The 23,738-nt window shown below is 52.3% G+C and carries 22 protein-coding genes, 1 pseudogene and 1 other annotated feature; of the genes and pseudogenes, 12 read left to right on the top strand and 11 right to left on the bottom strand.

Annotated features, from left to right (window positions below; all coding sequences use genetic code 11):
* Positions 1-5 precede the first annotated feature (5 nt).
* From hisH to hisL, 6 genes are all read right to left on the bottom strand, one after another.
* Entirely contained in the window at positions 6-596 is a 591-nt protein-coding gene (gene hisH, locus BG55_RS11445; protein WP_034937725.1) for an imidazole glycerol phosphate synthase subunit HisH, read from the bottom strand.
* Positions 597-1,664 (bottom strand): bifunctional histidinol-phosphatase/imidazoleglycerol-phosphate dehydratase HisB, encoded by a 1,068-nt coding sequence (hisB, locus tag BG55_RS11440; RefSeq protein ID WP_034937721.1) that lies wholly within the window; start codon positions 1,662-1,664, stop codon positions 597-599.
* Positions 1,661-2,752 carry a histidinol-phosphate transaminase gene (gene hisC, locus BG55_RS11435; RefSeq protein ID WP_034937718.1) on the bottom strand — a complete coding sequence of 364 codons (1,092 nt, stop codon included), beginning with the start codon at positions 2,750-2,752 and terminating at the stop codon, positions 1,661-1,663. Before hisC ends, hisB begins: the two co-directional genes overlap by 4 nt.
* A complete protein-coding gene (gene hisD, locus BG55_RS11430; protein WP_034937877.1) occupies positions 2,749-4,056 on the bottom strand; it encodes a histidinol dehydrogenase in 1,308 nt (435 codons plus the stop codon). Before hisD ends, hisC begins: the two co-directional genes overlap by 4 nt.
* A 3-nt stretch (positions 4,057-4,059) precedes the next feature.
* The gene (gene hisG / locus BG55_RS11425; RefSeq protein ID WP_034937716.1) at positions 4,060-4,959 is read right to left on the bottom strand and encodes an ATP phosphoribosyltransferase; all 900 of its coding nucleotides are present in this window, start codon (positions 4,957-4,959) and stop codon (positions 4,060-4,062) included.
* 70 nt (positions 4,960-5,029) lie between these two features.
* Positions 5,030-5,151, bottom strand: a sequence feature (His leader region).
* Positions 5,127-5,174: a his operon leader peptide gene (hisL, locus tag BG55_RS22580; protein WP_100396937.1), complete on the bottom strand. Its 48-nt coding sequence runs from the start codon at positions 5,172-5,174 to the stop codon at positions 5,127-5,129. It overlaps the preceding feature by 25 nt.
* A 179-nt stretch (positions 5,175-5,353) precedes the next feature.
* On the opposite strand from hisL, the gene BG55_RS11420 reads away from it, so the two are divergent.
* The 8 genes from BG55_RS11420 (at position 5,354) to BG55_RS11385 (ending at position 14,106) form a co-directional block, all read left to right on the top strand.
* Positions 5,354-6,178 (top strand): SDR family oxidoreductase, encoded by an 825-nt coding sequence (locus tag BG55_RS11420; RefSeq protein ID WP_034937713.1) that lies wholly within the window; start codon positions 5,354-5,356, stop codon positions 6,176-6,178.
* A 754-nt stretch (positions 6,179-6,932) separates the two neighbouring features.
* A complete protein-coding gene (locus BG55_RS11415; protein WP_034937710.1) occupies positions 6,933-8,057 on the top strand; it encodes an FAD-dependent oxidoreductase in 1,125 nt (374 codons plus the stop codon).
* Between the two features lie 4 nt (positions 8,058-8,061).
* Positions 8,062-9,063 (top strand): glycosyltransferase, encoded by a 1,002-nt coding sequence (locus BG55_RS11410; RefSeq protein WP_034937876.1) that lies wholly within the window; start codon positions 8,062-8,064, stop codon positions 9,061-9,063.
* Between the two features lie 14 nt (positions 9,064-9,077).
* Positions 9,078-9,848: an NAD-dependent epimerase/dehydratase family protein gene (locus BG55_RS11405; protein ID WP_034937707.1), complete on the top strand. Its 771-nt coding sequence runs from the start codon at positions 9,078-9,080 to the stop codon at positions 9,846-9,848.
* 6 nt (positions 9,849-9,854) lie between these two features.
* The gene (locus BG55_RS11400) at positions 9,855-10,679 is read left to right on the top strand and encodes a sugar phosphate isomerase/epimerase family protein (RefSeq protein ID WP_034937701.1); all 825 of its coding nucleotides are present in this window, start codon (positions 9,855-9,857) and stop codon (positions 10,677-10,679) included.
* Positions 10,676-11,032, top strand: coding sequence for a DMT family transporter (locus tag BG55_RS11395; protein WP_034937697.1), 357 nt, complete (start codon positions 10,676-10,678; stop codon positions 11,030-11,032). The genes BG55_RS11400 and BG55_RS11395 overlap by 4 nt, the downstream gene beginning before the upstream one ends.
* 11 nt (positions 11,033-11,043) lie before the next feature.
* The gene (locus BG55_RS11390) at positions 11,044-11,850 is read left to right on the top strand and encodes a glycosyltransferase family 2 protein (protein WP_034937686.1); all 807 of its coding nucleotides are present in this window, start codon (positions 11,044-11,046) and stop codon (positions 11,848-11,850) included.
* 36 nt (positions 11,851-11,886) lie between these two features.
* Positions 11,887-14,106 carry a hypothetical protein gene (locus BG55_RS11385; protein WP_160170849.1) on the top strand — a complete coding sequence of 740 codons (2,220 nt, stop codon included), beginning with the start codon at positions 11,887-11,889 and terminating at the stop codon, positions 14,104-14,106.
* Positions 14,107-14,144: 38 nt separating this feature from the next.
* Here the strand turns inward: BG55_RS11385 and BG55_RS11380 are convergent, their stop codons facing one another.
* From BG55_RS11380 to puuD, 3 genes are read right to left on the bottom strand one after another with little or no spacing between them, the layout of a single operon-like run.
* The gene (locus tag BG55_RS11380; protein WP_034937684.1) at positions 14,145-15,422 is read right to left on the bottom strand and encodes an NAD(P)/FAD-dependent oxidoreductase; all 1,278 of its coding nucleotides are present in this window, start codon (positions 15,420-15,422) and stop codon (positions 14,145-14,147) included.
* A gap of 27 nt (positions 15,423-15,449) precedes the next feature.
* Positions 15,450-16,007 (bottom strand): HTH-type transcriptional regulator PuuR, encoded by a 558-nt coding sequence (puuR, locus tag BG55_RS11375; protein WP_034937682.1) that lies wholly within the window; start codon positions 16,005-16,007, stop codon positions 15,450-15,452.
* A complete protein-coding gene (gene puuD / locus BG55_RS11370) occupies positions 16,004-16,768 on the bottom strand; it encodes a gamma-glutamyl-gamma-aminobutyrate hydrolase (protein WP_034937681.1) in 765 nt (254 codons plus the stop codon). The genes puuR and puuD overlap by 4 nt, the downstream gene beginning before the upstream one ends.
* A 225-nt stretch (positions 16,769-16,993) precedes the next feature.
* Between puuD and BG55_RS11365 the strand changes: the two genes are divergently transcribed.
* Positions 16,994-18,409 carry a glutamine synthetase family protein gene (locus tag BG55_RS11365; protein ID WP_034937680.1) on the top strand — a complete coding sequence of 472 codons (1,416 nt, stop codon included), beginning with the start codon at positions 16,994-16,996 and terminating at the stop codon, positions 18,407-18,409.
* Between the two features lie 412 nt (positions 18,410-18,821).
* Complete coding sequence (locus BG55_RS11355; protein ID WP_034937677.1) at positions 18,822-20,189, top strand: APC family permease; 1,368 nt, start codon at positions 18,822-18,824, stop codon at positions 20,187-20,189.
* A 46-nt stretch (positions 20,190-20,235) separates the two neighbouring features.
* On the opposite strand, the gene sbcB is transcribed toward BG55_RS11355, so the two are convergent.
* The gene (sbcB, locus tag BG55_RS11350; protein ID WP_034937675.1) at positions 20,236-21,663 is read right to left on the bottom strand and encodes an exodeoxyribonuclease I; all 1,428 of its coding nucleotides are present in this window, start codon (positions 21,661-21,663) and stop codon (positions 20,236-20,238) included.
* 109 nt (positions 21,664-21,772) lie between these two features.
* Between sbcB and BG55_RS23450 the strand changes: the two are divergent.
* Positions 21,773-21,883, top strand: a pseudogene (locus BG55_RS23450) (hypothetical protein); the annotation flags it as partial.
* Complete coding sequence (locus BG55_RS22575; RefSeq protein WP_152542754.1) at positions 21,881-22,075, top strand: hypothetical protein; 195 nt, start codon at positions 21,881-21,883, stop codon at positions 22,073-22,075. The pseudogene BG55_RS23450 and the gene BG55_RS22575, both read left to right, overlap by 3 nt.
* A 586-nt stretch (positions 22,076-22,661) precedes the next feature.
* Here BG55_RS22575 and BG55_RS11335 read toward each other — a convergent pair.
* Positions 22,662-23,672, bottom strand: coding sequence for a membrane protein (locus tag BG55_RS11335; RefSeq protein ID WP_034937669.1), 1,011 nt, complete (start codon positions 23,670-23,672; stop codon positions 22,662-22,664).
* Positions 23,673-23,738 lie beyond the last annotated feature (66 nt).

The following is a 23,738-nucleotide window of genomic DNA, read 5'->3' as shown; positions in this document are numbered from 1 at the left end:
GCCCGTTACATCTCCAGGAAATTTTTCAGCAGCTGTGCGCCTGCGGCACCGGAACGCTCCGGGTGAAACTGCACGCCGAAGAAATTGTCTTTTTGCACTGCGGCAGTAAACGGCTCGCCGTAGTTACACTGTGCGATAGTGCAGGCGTTGACCGGCATGGCGTAACTGTGGACGAAGTAAAAATAGGATCCGTCCGGGATACCGCGAAACAGATGGTTACCGGCCTGCGGGGTGATCTGGTTCCAGCCCATATGCGGCAGTGGCAGACCATGATCCTGCATACGGGTGACCGGCTGGTCGATAATACCAAGGGTTTTTATCCCGCTGCTCTCATCGCTTTCGGCACCCAGTAGCTGCATCCCGAGACAGATACCCAGCACCGGCTGGGTGCAGGCTTTGATCAGCGCCAGCAGATCGCGCTGCTGCAACTGCGCCATCGCAGCCTGTGCGGTGCCGACGCCAGGCAGAAACAGCTTGTCCGCCTGGAGCACGATATCCGCATCGCGGCTGACCTGCGGTTGATATCCCAGTCGCTCTATCGCCCATTTTACCGAGGAGAGGTTGGCACAACCGGTATCCAGGATCACCACATTCATTTACAGCACTCCTTTCGAGCTGGGCAGGGTATTGCCCTCAACGCGGATCGCCTGACGCAGCGTGCGGCCAAAGGCTTTAAACAGGCTTTCCACCCGGTGGTGATCGTTCTTACCTTTGGTTTTCAGATGCAGCGTACTGGCCATCGAGTAGGAAAGAGAGCGGAAAAAGTGCTCGACCATCTCGGTGCTTAAATCACCCACGCGCTGGTAACTGAATTCGGCTTTATATTCCAGGTGCGGACGGCCAGAAATATCCAGCGCACAGCGTGCCAGACACTCGTCCATCGGCAGAATAAAGCCAAAGCGACCAATGCCGCGTTTGTCACCCAGGGCTTTCAACAGGGCTTCGCCCAGCGCCAGTCCGGTGTCTTCTACCGTGTGGTGATCGTCGATATACAGATCGCCTTTCACCTCAATATTCATCCGGAAACCACCATGGGTGGCAATCTGATCCAGCATATGGTCAAAAAAGCCGACGCCGGTATTGAACTGGCTGTTGCCTTCGCGATCCAGCCACACCTCAACACGGATTTGCGTCTCTTTGGTGTTGCGCTCGACCAGCGCATGACGATCGCGCCGGGTCAGTTGGTTACCGATTGCCTGCCAGTTGAGGCCCTCTTTGGAGTAGTGCAGCCCCTGAATGCCCATATTACTGGCCAGTTGCAGGTCGGTAGTGCGATCGCCAATCACATAGCTGTTGGCGGTATCGAGCAGGTTGTCGGCCAGCCAGGCGGTGACCAGCGCGGTTTTGGGCTTACGGCACTCACAGTTATCTTGCGGCATATGCGGACAGATCAAAATGTCGTCAAACTGAATCCCCTGTGACGTCAGCACCTGCATCATCAGGTCGTGCGGGCCATCAAAATCCGCCTGCGGGAAGCTGTCGGTGCCCAGTCCATCCTGGTTGGTTACCATCACCAGTTTAAAACCGGCTTTTTGCAGTGCCAGCAGGGTGGGGATGACATCCGGCTCAAAAGCCAGCTTGTCCATACGATCCACCTGAAAATCCTGCGGTGGTTCGCTGATAATGGTGCCGTCACGATCGATAAAAAGAACTTTAATACTCATGCTTGCTCCAGAGAAACGGATGCGCCAGGCAGTGCCATCAGCGCCGCGACAGCGCGGTCACACTCTTCACGGGTGCCGACAGAGATGCGCAGGCACCCTGACAGCCCCGGCTGCTTATTTTGATCACGCAGAATAATGCCCTGGTCCCACAGCGTTTTAAAGACCAGGCTGGAGGCAGAAAAACGCGCCAGCACGTAGTTGGTTTCGCTGTTGAAGACGTGTTCGACGCAGGGACACTGGCGCAGATCGGCAATCAGTTTTTCGCGGTTGGCAACCAGGGTGCTGACATGCTCACGCATCAGCACCAGCCCCTGTTCACTGAGTGCCTGCGCGGCAATATCCGCCACCGGTGTTGCCAGCGGGTAAGGGGCGATGACCTTCATTAACAAGGTGATCACCTCGGCATTGGCCAGCGTGAAGCCACAGCGCAGGCCGGCCAGCGCGAAAGCTTTCGACAGGGTGCGCAGAATAACCAGGTGAGGATATTCCTTCAGCCAGCCGCTCAGCGAGGCCTGGGGGCAAAATTCAATGTAGGCTTCATCGGCCACCACCAGCGCTTTTCCACGGGTCATTTCCAGTAGCTGACGGATATCGTCCGCATTGATGATGTTGCCGGTGGGATTGTTCGGACTACAGACATACACCAGCTTGACGCCATCCAGCTTTTCGGCAATCGCCGGCAGGTTCAGTTGCCAGTCCTGTTGGGCGTCTACCGTGCGGTATTCCACGCCGAAGGTTTCAGCACTGACGCTGTACATACCGTAGGTCGGCGGGCAGAACAGCACGGCATCTTTACCCGGCTCGCAGAAGGCACGGATCAGCAGCTCAATGCCTTCATCCGCACCACGGCTGACCAGCAGCTGATCGGTGCTGACGCCAGCGTAGGCGGCGTAACGTTCAATCACCAGCTTTGGCTGACATTCGGGATAGCGATTCAGCGTCTGCTGGCTGAGGTTAAACGGCACGGCAAGCGGATATTCGTTAGCATTCAGCCACACATCGCCATTGCCACCCAGTCGGCGGGCGGAAAGATAGGGGGTCAGCGCGCGGACATTGGCACGAGCCAGCTGTTCAATGGTATTGCTCATGGCTTCTCCTTCAGCGCGTTGAGGCGCAGGGTAACGGCATTTTTGTGGGCGGTCAGTTGCTCGGCCGCCGCCAGAATTTCAATGGTCGGGGCCAGGCTGATAAAGCCCTGCCGTGTCAGTTCCTGCACCGTCATGCGCTTCTCGAAATCGGCCAGCCCCAGGCTGGAGCAGGTCGAGGTATAACCATAGGTCGGCAGCACGTGGTTAGTGCCGGAGGCATAGTCACCGGCTGATTCAGGTGACCAGTCACCAAGAAAGACAGAGCCCGCGTTAGTGATGCCGTCAACAAGGTCACGCGCCTGACGGGTCTGGATAATCAGGTGTTCAGGCCCGTATCGGTTGCTGATCTCCACGCACTGCGCTAAATCTTTCGCCACGATCAGGCGGCTGCCTGCCAGCGCTTTACGCGCTGTTTCAGCGCGCGGCAGGGCGCTGAGCTGTTGTTCCACCGCGACCGCGACCGCTGCCGCCATCTCTGGCGACGGGGTCAGTAAAATCACCTGAGAATCAGGGCCATGTTCCGCCTGCGACAGCAGGTCGGAGGCGACAAAATCTGGCGTGGCCCCTTCATCGGCAATCACCAGCACTTCGGAAGGTCCGGCAGGCATATCAATCGCCGCGCCGTCCAGTCGCTGGCTGACCTGACGTTTGGCTTCGGTGACATAGGCATTACCCGGCCCGAAAATCTTATCCACTTTGGGTACGGATTCGGTTCCCAGCGCCAGCGCGGCAATCGCCTGCGCACCGCCAACCTGGTAAAGCTCACGCACCCCGCACAGCTGTGCCGCGTAGAGAATTTCATCGGCAATGGGAGGGGGAGAACAGAGCACCACGCGGCGGCAACCGGCGATGCGCGCCGGGGTGGCCAGCATCAATACCGTAGAAAACAGCGGAGCTGAGCCGCCCGGAATATACAGACCAACAGAGGCCACCGGTCGTGTCAGCTGCTGGCAGCGCACGCCAGGCTGGGTTTCAACATCCACCGGCGGTAACCGCTGTGCCAGATGGAAGTTTTCAATGTTACCAACCGCCACCACCATTGCCTGTTTGATCTCATCACTCAGGCGTGCAGTGGCTTCTGCAATCTGTTGATCGCTGACGCGCAGCGCGTCGACCTGCGTTTTATCGAAGGCGGCACTGTAGTGACGCAGTGCTTCGTCGCCCTCTGCTTTTACCTTGTCCAGAATCGTGCGTACGGTAAGCGCAATATTTTCGGATGCAGCGATCGCCGGGCGGGTCAGCAGCGCCTGTTGCTGCTGCTCACTGCATGCCTGCCAGTCGATGGGGGTGGCAAAGTCAGTCATCATTTACTCCATCATCTTCTCAATCGGCAGCACCAGAATGGAGCTGGCACCCAGCGTTTTCAGTTTTTCCATGGTTTCCCAGAACAGCGTTTCGCTGCTGACCATGTGCATCGCCACCCGGCTCTTGTCTCCAGCCAGCGGCAGCACGGTAGGACGTTCGGCCCCCGGCAGCAGAGAGATAATCTCTTCCAGACACTCGCTCGGCGCGTGCAACATGATGTATTTTGACTCACGCGCCTGAATCACCCCCTGAATACGGGTCATCAGCTTGTCGATCAGTTCCTGTTTCGCTGCGGGCATTTCACCATCGCGCTGGATAAGGCAGGCTTTGGAACGGTAAATCACTTCGACTTCACGCAGACCATTTGCCTCAAGCGTTGCGCCGGTCGATACCAGGTCACAGATCGCATCGGCCAGACCGGCACGGGGAGCCACTTCAACAGAACCGTTCAGCAGACATGACCTGAAAGCCACGCCCTGTTTGTCAAGATACTTCTTCAGCAGGTGAGGATAAGAGGTGGCGATACGGGCATTTTGTAAACATTGTGGCCCGCTATATTCATCATCCACCGGCATCGCCAGCGACAGGCGGCAGCCGCCGAAATCAAGACGACGAAGCGTGAAATAACGTGGGTCTTCCCCCTGAGCACGGCGGGTCAGCAGCTCTTCCTCCAGCACGTTCTCACCGATGATGCCCAGATCAACCACGCCATCCATCACCAGTCCGGGAATATCGTCATCACGCACCCGCAGGATATCAATCGGCATGTTCTCGGCGAAGGCAATCAGACGCTGTTGTTGCAGATTAATTTTGATACCACAGCGGGCCAGCATTTCGCGTGAATCATCGCTTAAACGGCCAGATTTTTGCATAGCTATGCGTAAACGGGTGTTATCTAACATCGGTCATTATCCTCTTTTCCTGTAACCAGTTCTGCCTTGCAGTTCATCCATACGGGCTGAAAGTGTCCCAAAAAAAAGCCCCCGGAAGATGATCTTCCGGGGGCTTCTGTTGCGTTCTGCACCACTGGAAGATCCTGAATGTCTTCCAGCACACATCGCCTGAAAGACTAGTCAGGGTGATGGTGATGATGGTGGTTGAACTGAACGCGAGTCATAAAATAATCCTGGATGAATGAGTATTCATATCGTGACGACTAACCTAACCAGATTGCAGGCCGCGTGCAACGTTTTTTTGTCAACGTTGAAAGATTCTCTCATCATCTGCTGATTGTCACCGAATAATGGCTGGCGTAGTTTGGCGGTTATCGGTACGGATGGTCACAGGAGTTACAGGATGAAAAGAGTTGCGATAGTGGGTTTAGGCTGGCTGGGGATGCCGCTGGCCATGTCTCTGATGGCGCGTGGCTGGCAGGTGGCTGGCACTAAAACCACCGCCGACGGCGTGGAGGCCGCGAGAATGTGCGGCGTGGAAAGTTACTGCCTGCGACTGACGCCGGAACTGATTTGTGAGGCGGATGAGCTGGAAGCGCTGTTAAAAGCCGATGCGCTGGTGATTACCTTACCGGCCAGTCGAACGGCGCAGGGCGGGGAAGCTTATCTGCTGGCAGTCCAGCAAATCGTTGACAGTGCGCTGGCTTATGGTATCCCCCGCATTATTTTTACCAGCTCTACCTCTGTTTATGGCAATGGTGGGGTAATGAAAGAGAGCAGCCCGCTTGAGCCAGTTACCGCAGCCGGTAAGACGCTGAAGGAACTGGAAACCTGGCTGCATCAACTGCCGGGAACCTCGGTGGATATCCTGCGCCTCTCCGGGCTGGTGGGGCCGGGACGTCATCCGGGGCGCTTTCTGGCCGGAAAAACTGACCTGACTGAGGGGAGCCATGGGGTAAATCTGGTGCATCTGGATGATGTCACCGAAGCTGTCACGCTGTTGTTGCAGACGCCAAAGGGCGGGCATGTTTACAATCTCAGCGCGGCAGAACATCCTGCCCGCAATCAGTTTTACCCCGCTGTTGCCCGTCAGCTGGGACTCGCAGCCCCCACCTTTGTCGCTGAAGAGCAGACCAGCAGGGGAAAAATTATCGACGGCAGCAAAATTTGTCGGGAGCTGGGGTTTGAATACCAGCATCCCGATCCCGCCAGGATGCCCTTACAGTAATAAGTCATGCGGTCACCCGGCTGACATGCCTGCCGGTGACCCCCTGTCTGCCCTGCGGACGCGGTGGCCGGGATGGCGGGCATTAATGTCAGCCCACTCCCGGTGCTGCTTGCATTGGGTTCACCACTGCCCGCAGCTGAATACGCCTGATGGGGCAAGTTATAAGTAACATGTCGTTATTATTTATTCCGGGGAATGTGCGGGGTGTCATTATCGTTAATCTGAATATTACCCGTCGGTAAATAACAGTTGATTTACTTTTCTTCTTTCAATGCCAGGCACCCTACTTTGGCTGTTTTATTTCCAGACCTGAAAGTCCCGGTCTGCTCTGCGGTATCAATAAATGCACGGTGGCAGAAACCGCTATCCTCAAAACTGCTTTCCATTTCACCAGTAAAACCGGCTGCCGGTCAGCGTGTTTCAGCATTATGGGCGGGGGATAAAAAGTCAGCCCGCCATTAGCGAACGATGCAATTCAGCTACCTGTACATGCCGGGAAAATCACCGCAGCCACCGCCATTTAGCGCTTTGTAAAGGGGATCGGCCCGGCGGGTATTTTCCTTATGGTTTACAACAGCGTTTTAATATTTTAACTACATGAAAATCAATAAATTGTATGATTTGTTGTGTGTGTTTCTGGCATGTTTCATTTCTTTACATTCTCTTTTCAAATCACAGCGATTATACTGCCTCTGTTACGCAATTTCTTGAAACATATTCCGGTTATTAATTTTGACACACAGAGTTCTGAACAATGTCTGTAAGTAAACATCCCAACATTGTTATTGCAGGAGGGGGCTTTTTTGGTCTTTATATTGCAGAACAGCTGGCATTAAAAGGATGTCACGTCACCTTATATGAGATGGCGAAGTCATTAATGTCGAGAGCGTCATATGTTAACCAGGCGCGCGTCCACAATGGTTACCATTATCCCCGAAGTGTTCTCACTGCGCTGAGATCGCGTATTTCGTTCCCTCAATTTGTTAATGAATTCAGAGACTGCGTAGACAGTGATTTCGAAAAGTATTATCTCATCTCCAGTCACCTGGGGAAGGTCAGCGCAGCGCAGTTCAGGCAGTTTTGTGGCCGCATTGGTGCTTATTGTGAAAATGCACCAGCAAAAGTTCAGCGGCTGGTTAATCCGGCGCTGATTGACGCGGCTTTCAGCACGACAGAATACGCATTCAATTCCCATAAGCTGCGTGACATGATGTTGGAACGTTTACAGGCAGCCAGGGTTAATGTGGTTAACGAAGCTGCGGTAAAGAGAGTCACGCAGCGGGGTGCAGGTCTGGCCGTCACGGTAGCAAGAGGCAATGAAGAGGAGGAGGTTTATGCCGATCATCTCTTTAACTGCACCTATTCCCGCATTAATTATCTGCTTGATGCTTCAGCCATCGAACTCATCCCGTTTCGACATGAAATGACAGAAATGTGCCTGGTTGATGTGCCGGATGAACTGAAAAAAATGGGATTTACCGTGATGTGCGGGCCGTTTTTTTCGGTGATGCCTTTTCCGTCAACAGGCTGTCATTCCTTCAGCCATGTGCGCTACACGCCTCACTATCAATGGGAAGACCAGACCAACGCCCCTTACCATGATGCCGGGCAGAAATATGACACCGCCCGTAAAAGCACCGCGTGGCGATACATGATTGCCGATGCCCAGCGCTACATCCCTCTGTTAGGTGAGTGCCAGTATAAAAAGTCCATCTGGGAAGTGAAGACGCTGTTACCCCGCAGTGACTCCGATGATTCACGGCCAATTTTGTTCCGCGCCAACCATGGATTGCAGGGTCTTCACTGCATCATGGGGGGGAAAATAGACAACATCTATGATGCCCTTGCGGAAATTGAGCGGGTGATAAGGTTGAATTAACGTGATGAAAAGTGAATCTTTTGTATCAGTTGTGATTGTAGTTCAGTCTGCTTTACAGGATTTACATCCGACCCTGTTGCAGGTGTATCAGGTTCTCGACCACCATTACAGCGACTATGAAATAGTGATTATCGCGGCGGGGATCCATTCCACCAGCGCGCAGGCTGAAGATGCCGTGCTAAAAAACATCCCAGGCGTGCGTATCATTCATCTTTCAACCGAAGTCAGCATCGATGTTGCGCTGGCTGCCGGTCTTGAGAATGCGATTGGTGATTTTGTCGTGCTGTGGAATCCCTGTGCCGATCCGCTGGAGGCTATCCCGGAGATGGTCAGTCAGTGTCGCAGCGGCAAGGATGTGGTAATTGGGGTGACAACGCGCACCAAATCGCTCTCATACCGTTTGATGCGGATGGTGGTAAACAAGGCGCTGCGCGCAATAGGTTATGATTTGCCGGAAAATTCTACCGCCATGCGTTGCCTCAGCCGTCGGGCGGTCAATGCGGTCACCCGCGTCGGACGTTTTCATCACCAGTTCTATTTACGTATTCAGAAAACAGGCTATCCCGTAGGTATTTACGCCTACGTTCCACTTCGTGAAGCGGAGGGGATGGGGATGTTTAAAACGGTCCGGCGTCTGCTGCGTCTGATGGTATTTAATTCATCGAAGCCTTTACGCTGGATGTCCGGTATTGGATTTTGCGGCAGTCTGGCCGCATTTATTTTTGCCACTTACAGTGTGCTTATTCATTTACTGGATGGTCACGTTGTTGAGGGATGGACGACACTGGTTTTCTTCATGTCGCTGCTGTTTAACCTGCAGTTCATCATGATGGCCTTTTTTGGCGAGTACCTGGGACGGCTGCTGGATGAAAGCAGCGCTCAGAGCGAATATGCGGTGGTATATGAACGTCACAGCGATGTGATGCTGAATGCCGATCGTGTCAATGTATTAAGTGATGCCGTTTCGCCAGAAAATAACTGGGTGCAAACGGGTCGCGACAATTGATTTCGGAGTGTTGAATGGATGCTTTAATTGGATTTACGGGTTTTGTTGGTTCAACCCTGCTGAGACAAAAAGCGTTTCAGGCATTATTCCGCTCAACAAATATTGCTGATATTTGTGGTCAGTCTTTCGACACCGTGGTTTGTGCCGGTGCGCCTGGACAGAAATGGCTGGCTAATAAACAGCCTGAAAACGATCGTGCCTGTATCGATTCGCTGATTGAAAAAATTAAAACCGTCAGCTGCAAACAATTTATCTTGATCAGCACCGTGGATGTTTTTAACAACCCACAAAACATTGATGAGCAGAGTCCGGTTGATGAGGCGCAGTTACAACCTTACGGTTTACACCGTCGTGAGCTGGAAAAATTCGTGGAAGCGCATTTTCCGCAGTCACTGATTGTCAGACTGCCCGGTCTGGTGGGGCCTGGTCTGCGGAAAAATATCATTTTCGACTTCCACAATAATAACAATGTCGAACAGATTGAAAGTCGAAGTACCTTTCAGTTCTATCCGATGATAAATCTTTGGTATGACATCGAAATTGCATTAAGCAATCAGCTGAAACTGCTGCACCTGACTGCTGAGCCGGTCTCCGTTGCAGAAATCGCCAAAGCCGGATTTGGCATGGCGTGTACCACGCAACTGGACGGCAAGCCGGCTGATTACAATATGCAAAGTCGCTATGCCCATTTATTCGCTGATAAATATGAACACTATCAGTACAGCAAGCGTGAAACATTAATGGCGGTTAGAGCCTACGCGCAGTCGGAAAGTAAAAAGGGATAACGCCAGGTGACAAAATTATCTTTTTCGAATATAGCCTGGGATGTCTCTGAAGATAATCAGGTTGCCGCGCTGCTCAATCAGTACCAGTGTGATGCCATTGATATTGCACCGGGCAAATATTTCCCGGATGTCGTCAACGCGACTGATGAGCAAATAAAGACGGTCAGTGGCTGGTGGCGCGAGCGGGGAATATCCATTGCCGGCATGCAGTCGCTACTTTTTGGCACACAGGGGCTTAATCTGTTTGACGCGGCTGATGTCCGTCAGCGTATGCTCACTCATCTTGAGGCAGTCTGCCGCATCGCTGCGGGCCTGGGTGCCACACGGCTGGTATTTGGTTCACCGAAAAACCGCGACCGAAAAAATCTCTCCGATCAGCAGGTAGCCACCATGGCTATTGATTTCTTTCGTGCTCTGGGCGATATCGCCAGCAAATATTCCGTCATCATTTGTCTGGAACCCAACCCTGCCTGTTATGGGGCGAATTTTATGACCACCACCCATGAAACCGCTGAGGTGGTGATGGCCGTTAATCATTCTGCGATCCGTATGCAATTTGATACCGGTGCGGTGACGATTAATAATGAAAATCCTCTGGCGCTGCTGGCGCAGTATCATCAACTGATTGGTCACATTCATATCAGCGAACCAGGCCTGGTGCCTGCGGGTATGGGCGAGGGTGACCACCCTGGTTTCAGTCAGGCAATCAGTCGTTATTTGTCCTCTGACTATGCCACTATCGAAATGCTGGCGACGGAACAACAGCCTCATCTGCAAGCAATTGAAAAGGCACTGGCGTTTGTCACCACGCACTACGGAGCCATCAGATGAAGTGGTTGATTCTGATATTAGGTATTGCCTCAAATGGTTCTGCCAGCGTGTTGATTAAACTCGCCATGACGCCACCGAGAAAATTCCCATCGCTGACTGAGCCGCTGGCGGCATTACATAACTGGCCTTTCTGGCTAGGCCTGGGGCTGTATGGCATGGCATTTGTTTTATATGCTGCCTCGCTCGCCTTTTTGCCCCTGAACGTCGCCCATCCCGTTCTGACATCGGGTGCCGTGGCCTGCGTGGCTCTGCTCTCATTCCTGATCTTTCGTGAACCGTTCTACTGGACCACGGCAGCGGGAATAGCACTGGTGATTGTCGGAGTTATTTTAATAACAACTAAAGTGAAATAAGGCATTAAAAAATGGAAAGAGTTATCTCCGATAAAAGCTGGCAGGTGCCTGATTATCAGGTCACGTTTTGTCAGGACAAAAAACATGCATATTGTGTTGTTATTCCTGTTATCAACGAAGGCGAAAGAATTACCAGCCTGTTAAGCCGTATGACCGCGATTAATATTTCCTCTCTTGCTGATGTGATTATTATTGACGGTGGCAGTAACGATGGTTCTCTGGCAGAAGAAAAATTAAAAAACAACCATGTCCGTACACTGCTGCTTAAAACCGGTGCGGGTAAATTAAGCGCACAGCTGCGCTGTGCTTATGCTTTTGCACTTGAGCAGGGCTATGAAGGCATCGTGACCATTGATGGCAACGATAAAGACGATCCTGAGGCGATACCTCGTTTAATCGATGCGCTGCAACAGGGCTATGATTTTGTGCAGGGCTCACGGTTTATTAAAGGCGGCGTGGCAGAAAATACGCCTGTGTCACGTTATCTGGCTATTCGCGGCATCCATGCGCCATTACTCTCTGTCGCGTCGGGATTCCACTGGACTGACACCACGCAAGGCTTCCGCGCCTACAGCAGTAAAATGTTAGCTGATGCCAGGGTTGCTCCTTTTCGGGATATCTTTAACAGCTATGAATTACTCGCTTATCTCTCCTACCGGGTGCCGAAACTGGGATATCGCTGTGCTGAGTTAGCCACGGTGCGGAAATATCCTAAAGGAGAAGTGCCGACTAAAATAAGTAGCTTCAGAGGGAATTATGCGGTGTTCGAGACATTGCTTTCTGCCTGCCTGGGTAAATACAATCCGAAAGGACAGTAAATCATGTCGCAACCAATCATTCATTCTGATAATAAAATGTCAGATTTTAAACTGTTTGCCATTATTTTTGGCGTGATGTTTGCCTATCTGCATCCTGCACAATTTAATGGCAGTACGCTTCAGACCCTGGAACAATGGATGAATATGACCAACCATATGTTTCAGGGGCAGCAGGATTTTCTTTTCAGTTATGGCCCACTCTTCTGGATAACCGGTGGGACCGTGGCGCAGTACAGCGAATTTTCATACTGGATTTCGCTGGTATTTATGAGTCTGGTGGCCTCACTGTTCTGGTTTTATTTGATCAGATTATCGGCATACTTTTCTGCATGGATCCCCTTTGTCGCGGTGGTTTTTCTCTATCTTTATCAGATAATCATTCCGACAAACTTTTTTATGCTCACGCCTTTCCTGGTGGTGGCCTGGTATGAATGCGTACGCAAAGGCGTGTTAAGTCCGGCAACGGTGGTATTACTCGCTGTTATTGCGGGAATGTTGTTTTACGTCAGATTTGTTTACGGAATGACCGCAGTGCTGACTCTCGGCGCGTATCTTTTTTCCCGGGCGGTTTTTGACAGAAAAATAAAAGCGCTGTGCCTTTTCTCTCTGTTTGTGTTATCAGCCTATCTGGTTTTTGGTCTGTCAATTTTTCATCATCTGCACAGTATAAAAGATTATGCCATTATCAACTCCCAGCTCAGTTTTGGTAATGCTGTTGATATGACATTTGATAATGTGTTGGGGGAAGATGTCTGGCTGGCTATCTTTGTCATTTTCCTGGTAACCAATATATTCTTAATCCTGAATTACCCGGCAATGGTATTAAGTTTTAATATTTTGCTGTTGGCTATGGTCAAATTAGGCTTTGGGCGTGCCGATCATTATCCGGGTTATTTTATTATGCCCGTTTCCGTCATGGTGATGGTGATTTGCTTTCACTACAAAAAACTGTGGCGCGGCGTGTTTGCGATAACAATATGTTCTCTGATTTACATATTAAGCGTGCCCATCGTTTCCGGTTATTTACCTGCGGTTCCATTTTTTACCCATGAAGATTTTTTAGTCTCACCGGAGGCAAGGGCTGCACAAAAATATCATGACTATCTGTTGCCAGACGATGTTACTCATCTGATTGGTGCAAAGTCTGTTGATGTTTATCCGTATAATAATGAGTTCCTGCTGGCTAATAAATTGAATTACCATCACCGACCTCTTTTCCAGAATTTTATGACGCTCACTCCGAAGCTGGATAAATTAAATCAGGCGTTTTTCGAGAGTGACGACAAGCCAGACTTTGTATTATGGCACGCCTCGACATTCTGCCCGGGTCAGAACTGCAACAGCTTTGAGGGTTTTGATCATAAATATGCGCTCAATGAAGATCCGCTGACCAGCACCGCTGTGATGCTTAATTATCATGTGGTGAAGAGTTTCTATGTTAATAACAAGCCGGTGATGTTACTGCAACGTAATGCGGATACCCGGACTTTCCAGCCGCCTGCTGAAGAGAACCACCGTGCCGCTTTCGGTCAGTGGATCACCATACCTGACAGTGCGGACGGCCTGGTCAAAATTTTCCCGGTGTTTAAACTGACCGCACTGGCCCGGTTACAAAATACCTTTTATCGCGGAGGTGTGCTCTACGTGCACTATCTGATGGCCAACGGTGAGGAGAAGAGTTATCGCCTGAATATCCTGAACTCCGTCAGCGGCGTGGTAGCTTCACCGCATTTAGATGCGTTTCCTTATCACGGAGAGAGGGTAAGGAAAATTAAATTTACCGTTACTTCAGATGACTATTTTGCCAGCGATTTCAGTTATGCCTGGGGTGAAGTCCCGCTGGAGGGAATCAACATTGAACCTTCGGCAGGGGAAAGGTTAAGCCATTTGCAATACGACAGCGAAGTCGGTGTAAACCAGTGCACAGGCGTGATCGACTCGGCGAAAGTGTCCACTGAGAACGGCGAGTCTGAAATATCGATACAGGGCTGGCTGGCACTCACCTCGCCAGCGTTATCTTCTCCTGACCGGGTGTTTATTCGTGGAACAGATGCTAAGGGAGAGGCGTATTTTATTACCACACAAATGGTGGCGCGGGGGGATGTTGCGGAGAGTTTAAAAGAGAAATCCTTACTGAACGCCGGCTATAAAGTCTTGTTCTCTTTGCCTGCCACAGCCAGTAATAACGTGCTGAGTCTGGTGGCGCTGAAGGATAAAAAACTCTACCGCTGTGACAGCATTAACTACCACTATTAATTAAACACAGGCAGCCCTTTACAGCGGGCTGCCGTTTTTCACCGGCCTAATCTGTCGCGAAGCGAATACCATGCGGCGCCCATTGCGGTCAGCGGGACGCGGAGCCGACGGCCGCCGGGGAAGGGCAGATGAGGAAGTCGGGCAAAAGCGTCAAAACGCTGTGGATTGCCTTTTAACGCCTCTGCCACCAGTTTTCCTGCCAGATGAGTAAAGGTGACACCATGACCGCTGTCGCCCTGAATATAAAACACCTCATTCTCCAGTCTGCCAATCTGTGGCATCCGTGAAAGCGTCAGCAGGAAATTGCCGCTCCAGGTAAAGTCAAATTTGATCCCCGCCAGCTGGGGGAAGGTTTTCAACAGCTTTGGCCTGATTAATGACTCAATATCCTGCGGTTCGCGTCCGCCGTAAATCACTCCGCCGCCATACAGCAGCCGGTTGTCTGCGGTCAGCCGGAAATAGTCCAGCAGATAGTTGCAGTCCTCAACGCAGCGATTGTTGGGGAGCAGCGCCAGCGCCTGATCGGCGCTGAGGGGTTCGCTGGTGACAATCTGCGAGCCACAGGGAATGCTCATGCGCGACAGCCTTGGCTCGAGGTGGGGGGCGAGGTATGCATTTCCGGCAAAGATAACAAATTTTGCCGTGACGGAGCCGCGAGCGGTGGTGATGCGATGCGGGCGTCCGTAATTAACGGCGGTGACTTCAGACTGCTCATAAATACGGCCACCGTGGCGACGGATAGCCTCTGCCTCTCCCAGCGCCAGATTCAGCGGATGCAGATGTCCACCACGATGATCCAGCAATCCGCCCACATAACGTTCGCTGGCAATTTCCCGCTTAATGGCGGCCTGATCGAGTATTTCGAGTTCGTGATTGCCATAGTGTTGCCAGCTTTTGCGCTGTGCTTTCAGATGTTGCAGCTGCCGTTGATTCAGTGCGGCGAAGATGCCGCCGGAACGATAGTCACAATTGATGGCATAGCGCTCAATCCGGTCGCGGATCACCGATGCTCCCTCAAACATCATACTGCCAAGCAGTCGGGCGCTCTCCTGACCATAGCGTTGCTCAATGACATCCACATCACGGCTGTAGGAGTTGACCACCTGGCCGCCATTCCTGCCGCTGGCACCAAAGCCGACTTTAGCCGCTTCCAGCACCACCACATCGTATCCGGCTTCGGTCAGAAACAGCGCCGATGAAAGGCCGGTAAAGCCGCCGCCAATAACGCAGACATCACACTGGATATCGTTGACCAGCTGCGGCCAGGGAGCGTGAGGATTTGCGGTTGCGGCATAGTAACTCTTCACGTGATCCATAACTCCCTCCTGGTGATTAGCGCCGGTTCATAAGGTGGCCGGCGTATGTGCGCTGATAATCCGGCATCGCTGCGCCGAAGAATTGGTAAAACTGTGAGGATTGCCGGTATCAATGACGTAGCTTTGTCCGGCATGCAGGTGAAAACTCTGACCGCCTATGGTCAGGGTGATTTGTCCCTCCAGCAGGGTGCCTGTCTCTTCGCCCTGATGACGGATTTTTTCGCCGGTGGTGGCGCCTGGCTCATAGGTTTCCAGTAGCATTGCCAGCGTACGCTGTGGATTGCCGTTGTGGATCAGCCGCAACGACACGCCCTGACTACCAATATCAATCAGATCCTGTTCATCAATCACCACCTTAGGTGTTTTAGCCTTCACCGGCTCAGAAAAAAATTCCGACAGCGAAAGGCCGTAAACTTTTAACAGCTTCTGTAAGGTACTGACCGCCGGACTGACTTTGTCCTGCTCAATGGTGCTGATAGCACTGTGCGTCAACCCGGAAAGCTCTGCGACGCGCCTCTGTGACAATCCCATCTGCTGCCGGATTTCTGATAAACGACGTCCGGGAGCCAGACTGCCTTCGTTCATAGCCCGGTTTCCTTTTGATAACGGCCGCAGGCGTGAATAAATCCATCAAACAGCCTGCGTGACAACGCCGATGTTTCACTTTGCCATTCCGGGTGCCACTGCACCGCCAGCGCAAAAGGATGTTGCCGCAGGCTGACGGCCTCAATCAGGCCATCGGCAGCCCGTGCCTCGACGCGCAGAGGTGGCCCGGGCGTGCGGATCCCCTGCTGATGCAGCGAATTGACGCAAAATTGCTCACTGTCGCCAACCAGCTCAGACAACAGACCGCCCGCTTCGATCCACACTTCGTGACAGGGTGCGTACTGCTGGTCGAGTGGCAGTGCTTCGTCTTCACGATGCTCCTGATAACTTCCCAGCAGATGCAGCTGACGATGCAGGGTGCCGCCGGTTGCCACTACCAACTCCTGCAAACCCCGGCAGATAGCCAGTAGAGGCATTTTTCTGGCCGTCACCGCATCGATCAGCGCAAATGCCAGGCTGTCGCGACCAGGGTCGGCATACGCTTCATCACCGCTTTCACCGTAATGATGGGGTTCAATATTACTCGGACTGCCGGTGAGTAAAATTCCGTCCAGCCGGTCCAGTGCGTTGTCCAGCAGCCCGGCTGCTGACATCAGACCGTGGGGAAGGGCAACAGGTATGCCCCCGGCCTGCAATATCGCGTCAAGGTATTTGTTGTGTACCGTCAGCGTGGGATGACCCTGATAGTTTATCTGGCACATCATCACGCCTATCAATGGCTTGCTTACTAGAGTCTCCATGCCGCGTCCCCCGTTTTGTTCAATATATCAACCAGAAAAAGGTGCTGCCGGTACTGTGCTGTGCAAAGTAATGTCAATCTTAACCTTGACAGAGCAATATTTAAACGGATTTACTGGCAAAATAAAGACTCATGTAACATTTGCACACTTTTTGTGTTAGCGCTATGTTAGACGAGTGGCTGTTATTTTGAGCATGACTGATAACTAAACGAAGCGGGTGAGACGATGACGAATCTTGTCGAAGTGGAAGATTTCACGAGGCACAGTGAAGAGAAACGAACCAGCGCGTTCCAGCATGAAGTTAACGCTTATCTGGAACGCCATCCTGAAACGCAGCATGTCGATATCCTCCTTAACGATCTGAATGGTGTCTTTCGCGGTAAACGCATCCCTGTCTCTAATCTCCTCAAACTGGAAAAAGGCTGTTATTTCCCTGCCTCCGTCTTTGCGATGGATATCCTCGGCAACACGGTGGAAGAAGCCGGCCTGGGTCAGGCGCTGGGTGAACCGGATAACATCTGTCTTCCCGTAGAAGGGACTCTCATTCCTTCCGCCGCCGATCCGCAGTATCTTGCGCAGGTGCTGCTCACCATGCGCAATCAGGATGGAACTCCCTTTGACGCTGAACCCCGGAATGTGCTGAATCGCCTCTGGCAGCAGTTGCGCAACAGAGGACTGTTTCCGGTGGTAGCGGTAGAGCTGGAGTTCTATCTGGTGGACAAGCAGCGTGATGCGGAAGGCTATATTCAGCCACCCTGCACGCCGGGAAGTGACCAGCGTAATATGCAGAGCCAGGTTTACTCCGTTGATAATCTTGACCACTTCTCGGCGGTGCTTAATGAGATAGATGAACTGGCAAGAGAGCAGGGCATCCCGGCAGATGGCGCGCTGGCCGAGGCGTCCCCCGGACAATTTGAAATCAATCTGCATCACACGCAAAACGTACTCAGTGCCTGCGACCATGCGGTGCAGCTGAAGCGGCTGGTACGCCAGGTGGCGGAAAAGCACGGCATGAATGCCACCTTTATGGCAAAACCTTATGAGGAGTACGCCGGCAGTGGGATGCATATTCACGTCAGTATGCTCGATGCCGCTGACCATAACGCCTTTATTAATGATGACGGCAGCAACTCCCCGCTGCTGAAGCGGGCGCTGGCCGGAATGATTGACCTGATGCCCGCCTCAATGGCGTTGCTGGCACCCAACGTCAACGCCTTCCGCCGCTTTCTGCCGGATGCCTTTGTACCGTTACAGGCGTCGTGGGGCCATAACAATCGCACCGTGGCGTTGCGTATTCCCTGTGGCGACAGCGACAATCACCGCGTGGAGTATCGCGTGGCGGGAGCCGACGCTAACCCCTATCTGGTGGTGGCTGCGGTGCTGGCGGGTATCATCCATGGTCTGGACAACCCGTTGCCGTTGCCGCCTGCGGTTCAGGGGAATGGTCACGAGGTGGAGGGCAATCCGCTTCCCACCCGCCAGAGCGATGCGCTTTATGAGTTTGAACAAAGCTACCCGCTGCAAAAATTGCTGGGAGAGCGTTTCGGTTTTGTCTGGCACAGCTGTAAGCACCATGAACTGATGCATTTTGAGCGGTTGATCACCGCCACGGAAATAGACTGGATGCTGAAGAACGCCTGAAAAAACTGCGCCCGTTGCACCTTCAGTCAGCAAAGAAATTGCGCCTGGCTGGCTTAAGCGCTTGTCTTCCTGCCTGTCGGTGGGGCAGAATGTGCCCCCTGCAAAATATCCGTAACCGACGCTTATTGATTGCGTCGGTTATTTTTTTGTAGCCGGCATCACCGGGCAGCACATAGCCATTTACGTTAAACACACACACACTTGTGTCTTGTTGAGGAATAAAAGATGGGACAGCATTTCATTACTCCGGCAGCGGCCGGAAAGCATCTGCGTGACGATTACGGCGCAACAGCGGCTTTCACTTTCATCCCCGCCTGTCTGTCCATTAATAAAATAAAGAAAAACAGTCGCCTGACGCGAAGTTTCCCTGTGATTCAACCGACAAAGGTTGAAGCTCAAGGGAGGCTGAATCATGTCGCTTAATCCTCAGTCATCCGCTGCCGCGCCGCGTGCGCAGTTGAAAAAATCGCTGACGTTGCTCCCCGTAGTGATGATGGGGCTGGCCTATATGCAGCCAATGACCCTGTTTGATACTTTCGGCATCGTATCCGGCCTGACCGATGGTCACGTGGCCACCGCTTATGCTTTCGCGCTGATCGCGATCCTGTTTACTGCACTGAGCTATGGCAAGCTGGTTCGCCGCTTCCCCTCTGCCGGCTCGGCCTATACCTATGCGCAGAAAGCCATCAGTCCGCACGTCGGTTTTATGGTGGGCTGGTCATCGCTGCTCGACTACCTGTTTATGCCGATGATCAATATTCTGCTGGCTAAAATCTATTTTGAAGCGCTGGTTCCGGGCATTCCGTCATGGATCTTTGTGCTGCTGCTGGTTGGTTTTATGACCTTATCCAACCTGAAAGGCATTAAAACCGTCGCCAATTTCAACAGCGTGATTGTGGTGTTGCAGGTGGTGGTGATGGTGGTGATTATGGCAATGGTGATTTATGGCGTCGCCCACGGTGAAGGTGCCGGGACGCTGGTCAGCAGCAAGCCATTCTGGTCTGACAATGCCCATGTGGTGCCGATGATCACCGGAGCCACCATCCTCTGCTTCTCGTTCCTGGGTTTTGACGGTATCAGTTCACTGTCTGAAGAAACAAAAGACGCCGGTCGGGTGATTCCGAAGGCCATCTTCCTCACTGCGCTGATTGGTGGGGTGATTTTTGTGGTGGTCTCCTATTTCCTGCAACTCTATTTCCCGGATATTTCCCGCTTCAAAGATCCGGATGCATCCCAGCCGGAGATCATGCTTTACGTGGCGGGCAAGGCCTTCCAGTTTGGCATCCTGATTTTCTCCTGCGTCACCGTGCTGGCTTCCGGTATGGCGGCTCACGCCGGTGTGTCGCGTCTGATGTATGTCATGGGCCGTGATGGTGTCTTTCCGGAGCGCTTCTTCGGCTACATTCATCCGAAATGGCGCACGCCAGCACTTAATGTGCTGCTGGTGGGGGCGATTGCGCTCAGCGCTATCACCTTCGATCTGGTCACCGCCACGGCGCTGATCAACTTTGGCGCGCTGGTGGCTTTCTCCTTTGTGAACCTGTCGGTTATTTCACAATTCTGGATCCGCGAAGGTCGTAACAAGACGTTGAAAGATAATATCAACTTTCTGCTGCTGCCACTCTGTGGCGCGCTGACGGTCGGGGCACTGTGGGTCAATCTTGAGGAAAGCTCAATGATCCTTGGCCTGGTGTGGGCTGCGATTGGCCTGATTTATCTGGCTTTTGTTACCCGCAGCTTCCGTAATCCGGTGCCGCAGTGTTCTGAAGAGCCGATGTAACGTCGTTTACCTTACCCGCCATCCCCGGGGATGGCGGTTGTCTGCCTCAGGACACCAGTTCGCGGGCGTACTCAAACAGCGCCTTCAACTGATTCATTTTCACTTTATCCCCTTCATACTGCGTAAAGAGCATTTCCAGCTGTTGCAGATAATCCTGTACCCGTTGCGGGCTGAGTGCGTCGCGGCGATGCTGCAACCAGCGATGCTGTTCAGCTTCATCCAACGTACCGGGAAAATTACGCGCGCGATAACGGAAAAGCAGCTTTGCGATCCGCGGATCATTGAAGGTTAAATCGAGCGCCGGTAAATGCTCGGGCGCAGTCTGCTGAATAATATTCATTGCAGTGCGGTCAGCGTCGCTGAAAAAACCGTCATACAGTTGAGCATCGACATTGTCTGACGAGATAAAAGGCTCCGCACCGGCAAACAACGCCACCACTTTCTCGCGGATTTCCGGGTGCTGACGTAACAGGGTAAGGTTATCGAGGCAGCGCTGGCGCTCAATGCCCAGCCGTTCTGCGTCCTGCGGGCGCAGGGTGTTGCCCGGAGCCAGTACCGGGCATTTATTGATATGGACCAGCTTGAGTGGCACCGGAGAAGCATCCCCCAGCCGATCCCTGCGGGTATAAAGGCGTTCACGCAGCCTGTCAGCATCCAGTTCCAGTAACGGTGTAAGATCGCCCGCCAGATCGCAGGTGATTAATGCATTTTTATTGACCGGATGCCACGCCAGCGGCGCTATCCAGCTGGTGTTACCCCGAAATGCGCCGAACATGCCGGAGATATGCACCAGTGGTTTCATCTGCGGGATATCGATAAGCTGCATGATTTTCTGTTTGTTACGATGGCTGAACAGAAAATCATACAGGCGGGGTTGTTGCTCTTTTACCCGCTTTGCCATGGCAATGGTGGCCCAGACATCGGACATGGCATCGTGCGCGTTTTGATGGGCCACGCCGTTCGCCTGGGTCAGATGCTCCAGACGAAAGCTGGGAAAGCCATCATCATTTTCCGGCCACTCAATTCCTTCGGGACGTAACGCATAGCAGGCACGCATCACATCCAGCAGGTCCCAACGGCTGTTACCCTGTTGCCAGCTCCAGCCGTAGGGGTCGTAAAAGTTGCGATATAACAGATTACGGGTGACTTCATCGTCAAAACGCACGTTGTTATAGCCCACAATACAGGTGCCCGGCTGGGTAAAAAGCTGGTGGATCCGGCGGGTGAATGCCGCCTCATTTGTCCCTTTCGCAAGGGCTTCCTGCGGCGTGATCCCGGTAATCATCACCGCCTCTGGCTGCGGCAGATAGTCATCCGCGGGCTGACAGTAAAAGACCTGCGGCTCACCGATGACATTAAAATCCATGTCAGTGCGCACAGCAGCGAACTGGGCGGGGCGGTCCAGCGACGGGCTCTGACCAAAAGTTTCATAATCGTGGAAGAGGAAGGTTGGCTCTGTTTGCTGGTCTTTCACTGTATTTAATTGCCCACGATGGTTAGTTTATGTTGTTGTTCTACCTGGTTTTTCACCCCTGCTTATTGTACGTGGCACATTGAGTACAGGGTGAGCACAAAATATTATCATGGCTGTCAGCGACACCAGGCAGCGTTCTTTCTATGGTAAACCATATTCTGGCGCACCGGAAATAACAGATTCCGGCGCTGCGGGGACGAGGATAACAGCAGGTGGGGTGACTGACAGGAATCAGGCAACCGCCTGTACCGGTGCGTTCTGTAATCAGCTGCTGCATAAGGTGCCATTTGGTTGCCGCCTGATAAACATCAGCCTGAAGGATGCTGGCGTCAGGCCATCGGCGGGGACGTTATCCTCACCCGTTATCAGCGGGCAAAGATATGGCTGGCTGCCGCGTGTGGCCGACAGTTGATTCAGCAATATTTCAAAGCGGGTGCCGGGCAGAAAGCATAAGTTGTCAGAGGGCATAATCCGCATAAAATTTCAGATGGCTGAGGGTACTTATTGATGTGTGTCTGTCGATGCCTGATACAGCGCTGGATAATTAATCTAATGCAGTAAGCAGCCCACAGAGTGGGCTGTTAAATTTGGGTAATACTCATCCAATGCTTCATCTGATGATATACAAAATCAATACAGCCACGCCGGTTATAAAATAGCATATCCCAGTAAACATCCACATCCTTGACAGATATAACATCCAACGACTCACAGTGATTTCATTTTCACTAAAAAATGAGTAAGCAGGATTATCACGGCTGAAGAAATATATGCGTTTATTTTTACTCAAATTAATGAAAAATCTGCACACCTGGTATGCGCCAAAAAAACCAACCATATGATAAAAAGAATATGGGGGAGGGAACTCATATTTCTTCAGGAAAAGCGATATCAGATGGTCATATTTACCTCTGTTGAACGCGTACAAAAAGAAAGATATGAAAATGAAAAAGCTACCCAACAGTCCGGCAAACAAGCCAGCTCTGGATATGTAAAATTCAGTCACCTGTCGATCCCAGTAAAAAATCCACCGCTTTTTCCCCCGCCTTACTGCCTATATAACCACCGGCAAGAGAACCCACAACAGCGCAAGCAACACCTCCGACACCCGCGGTCATTATACCTATAGCGGCACATCCTGCTAATGCGGCAGAACCACCCCAGGCACCACCATACATTCCCGCACCGGTACCAAGAGCAAATTTTGAATATCTTCGCACAGCTATTTTTCCGCACTCACTTTCCCGCCCGATCGTACAGGCTTCAACCACATCATTCGTCACCCCGGCAAACGAAAATCCAATGCCGATATACCCACCCATCTTAAGAAACCGCGCCGCTCTGGCTGCATTACCCACGTAGTAAGAATAACCGGGAATGCCACCCAGCCCGGCTGTTGACCACTCATGCACAATCGATTTACTGGAGAGGTTTAACGCCCGCTTCAGATTCTCATACTGTCGGAATTTAACCGTATAGCGCGCAAGGGATTTTAACAGCGGTTTATTGACCAGCTCTTTTAGCTGACTGAGCAACTGATTACGCTCGACGAAAAACTGCTGGCCGATCAGGGTGCCTTGAGTGCGGAACTGGTTCTGGTAGCTGACCTCAATTTTTTTCAGGGTCTGCTCAATGGCCCTGAAATAGCGTTCTCCGACATCGCCCGCGGTGCTGAAAATCTTGTCTCCGGCACCGGTCAGCGCGGCAATCAGCCCGTAATGTCGGTGCATAAAACCGGCGTCGTCACTATTAACGCCGATAAATGCGGCATTGGTTTTATTCTTAGCCTGTCTCAGCGTGTTAAGCATATGCATTGTCAGCCGGGGTGGGGTATCCGGGTCAGCCACAATTAAAATCTGGCCGGGCCTGAGGTATCGGGTATCCGCGTTGAGTTTCATAAACAGCTGGGTGGCAGGGGAACGAGTGTCCCTGAACAGTTCCCGCGCCTGATAATCCAGCGGGCCGGGTCGATTCACCACACAATATCCGGGGGCTATATTACGCGCCATGCTTCCGTGCTCCGTTCGTTATTAATTAACGTTGTTGATTGCCGTCAATGGCAGTACCAGAGGTGT

Origin of the sequence: Erwinia mallotivora, from assembly GCF_000590885.1 — a bacterium.
GTDB lineage: Bacteria > Pseudomonadota > Gammaproteobacteria > Enterobacterales > Enterobacteriaceae > Erwinia > Erwinia mallotivora.
This window is presented reverse-complemented; position numbering and strand designations above follow the sequence as displayed.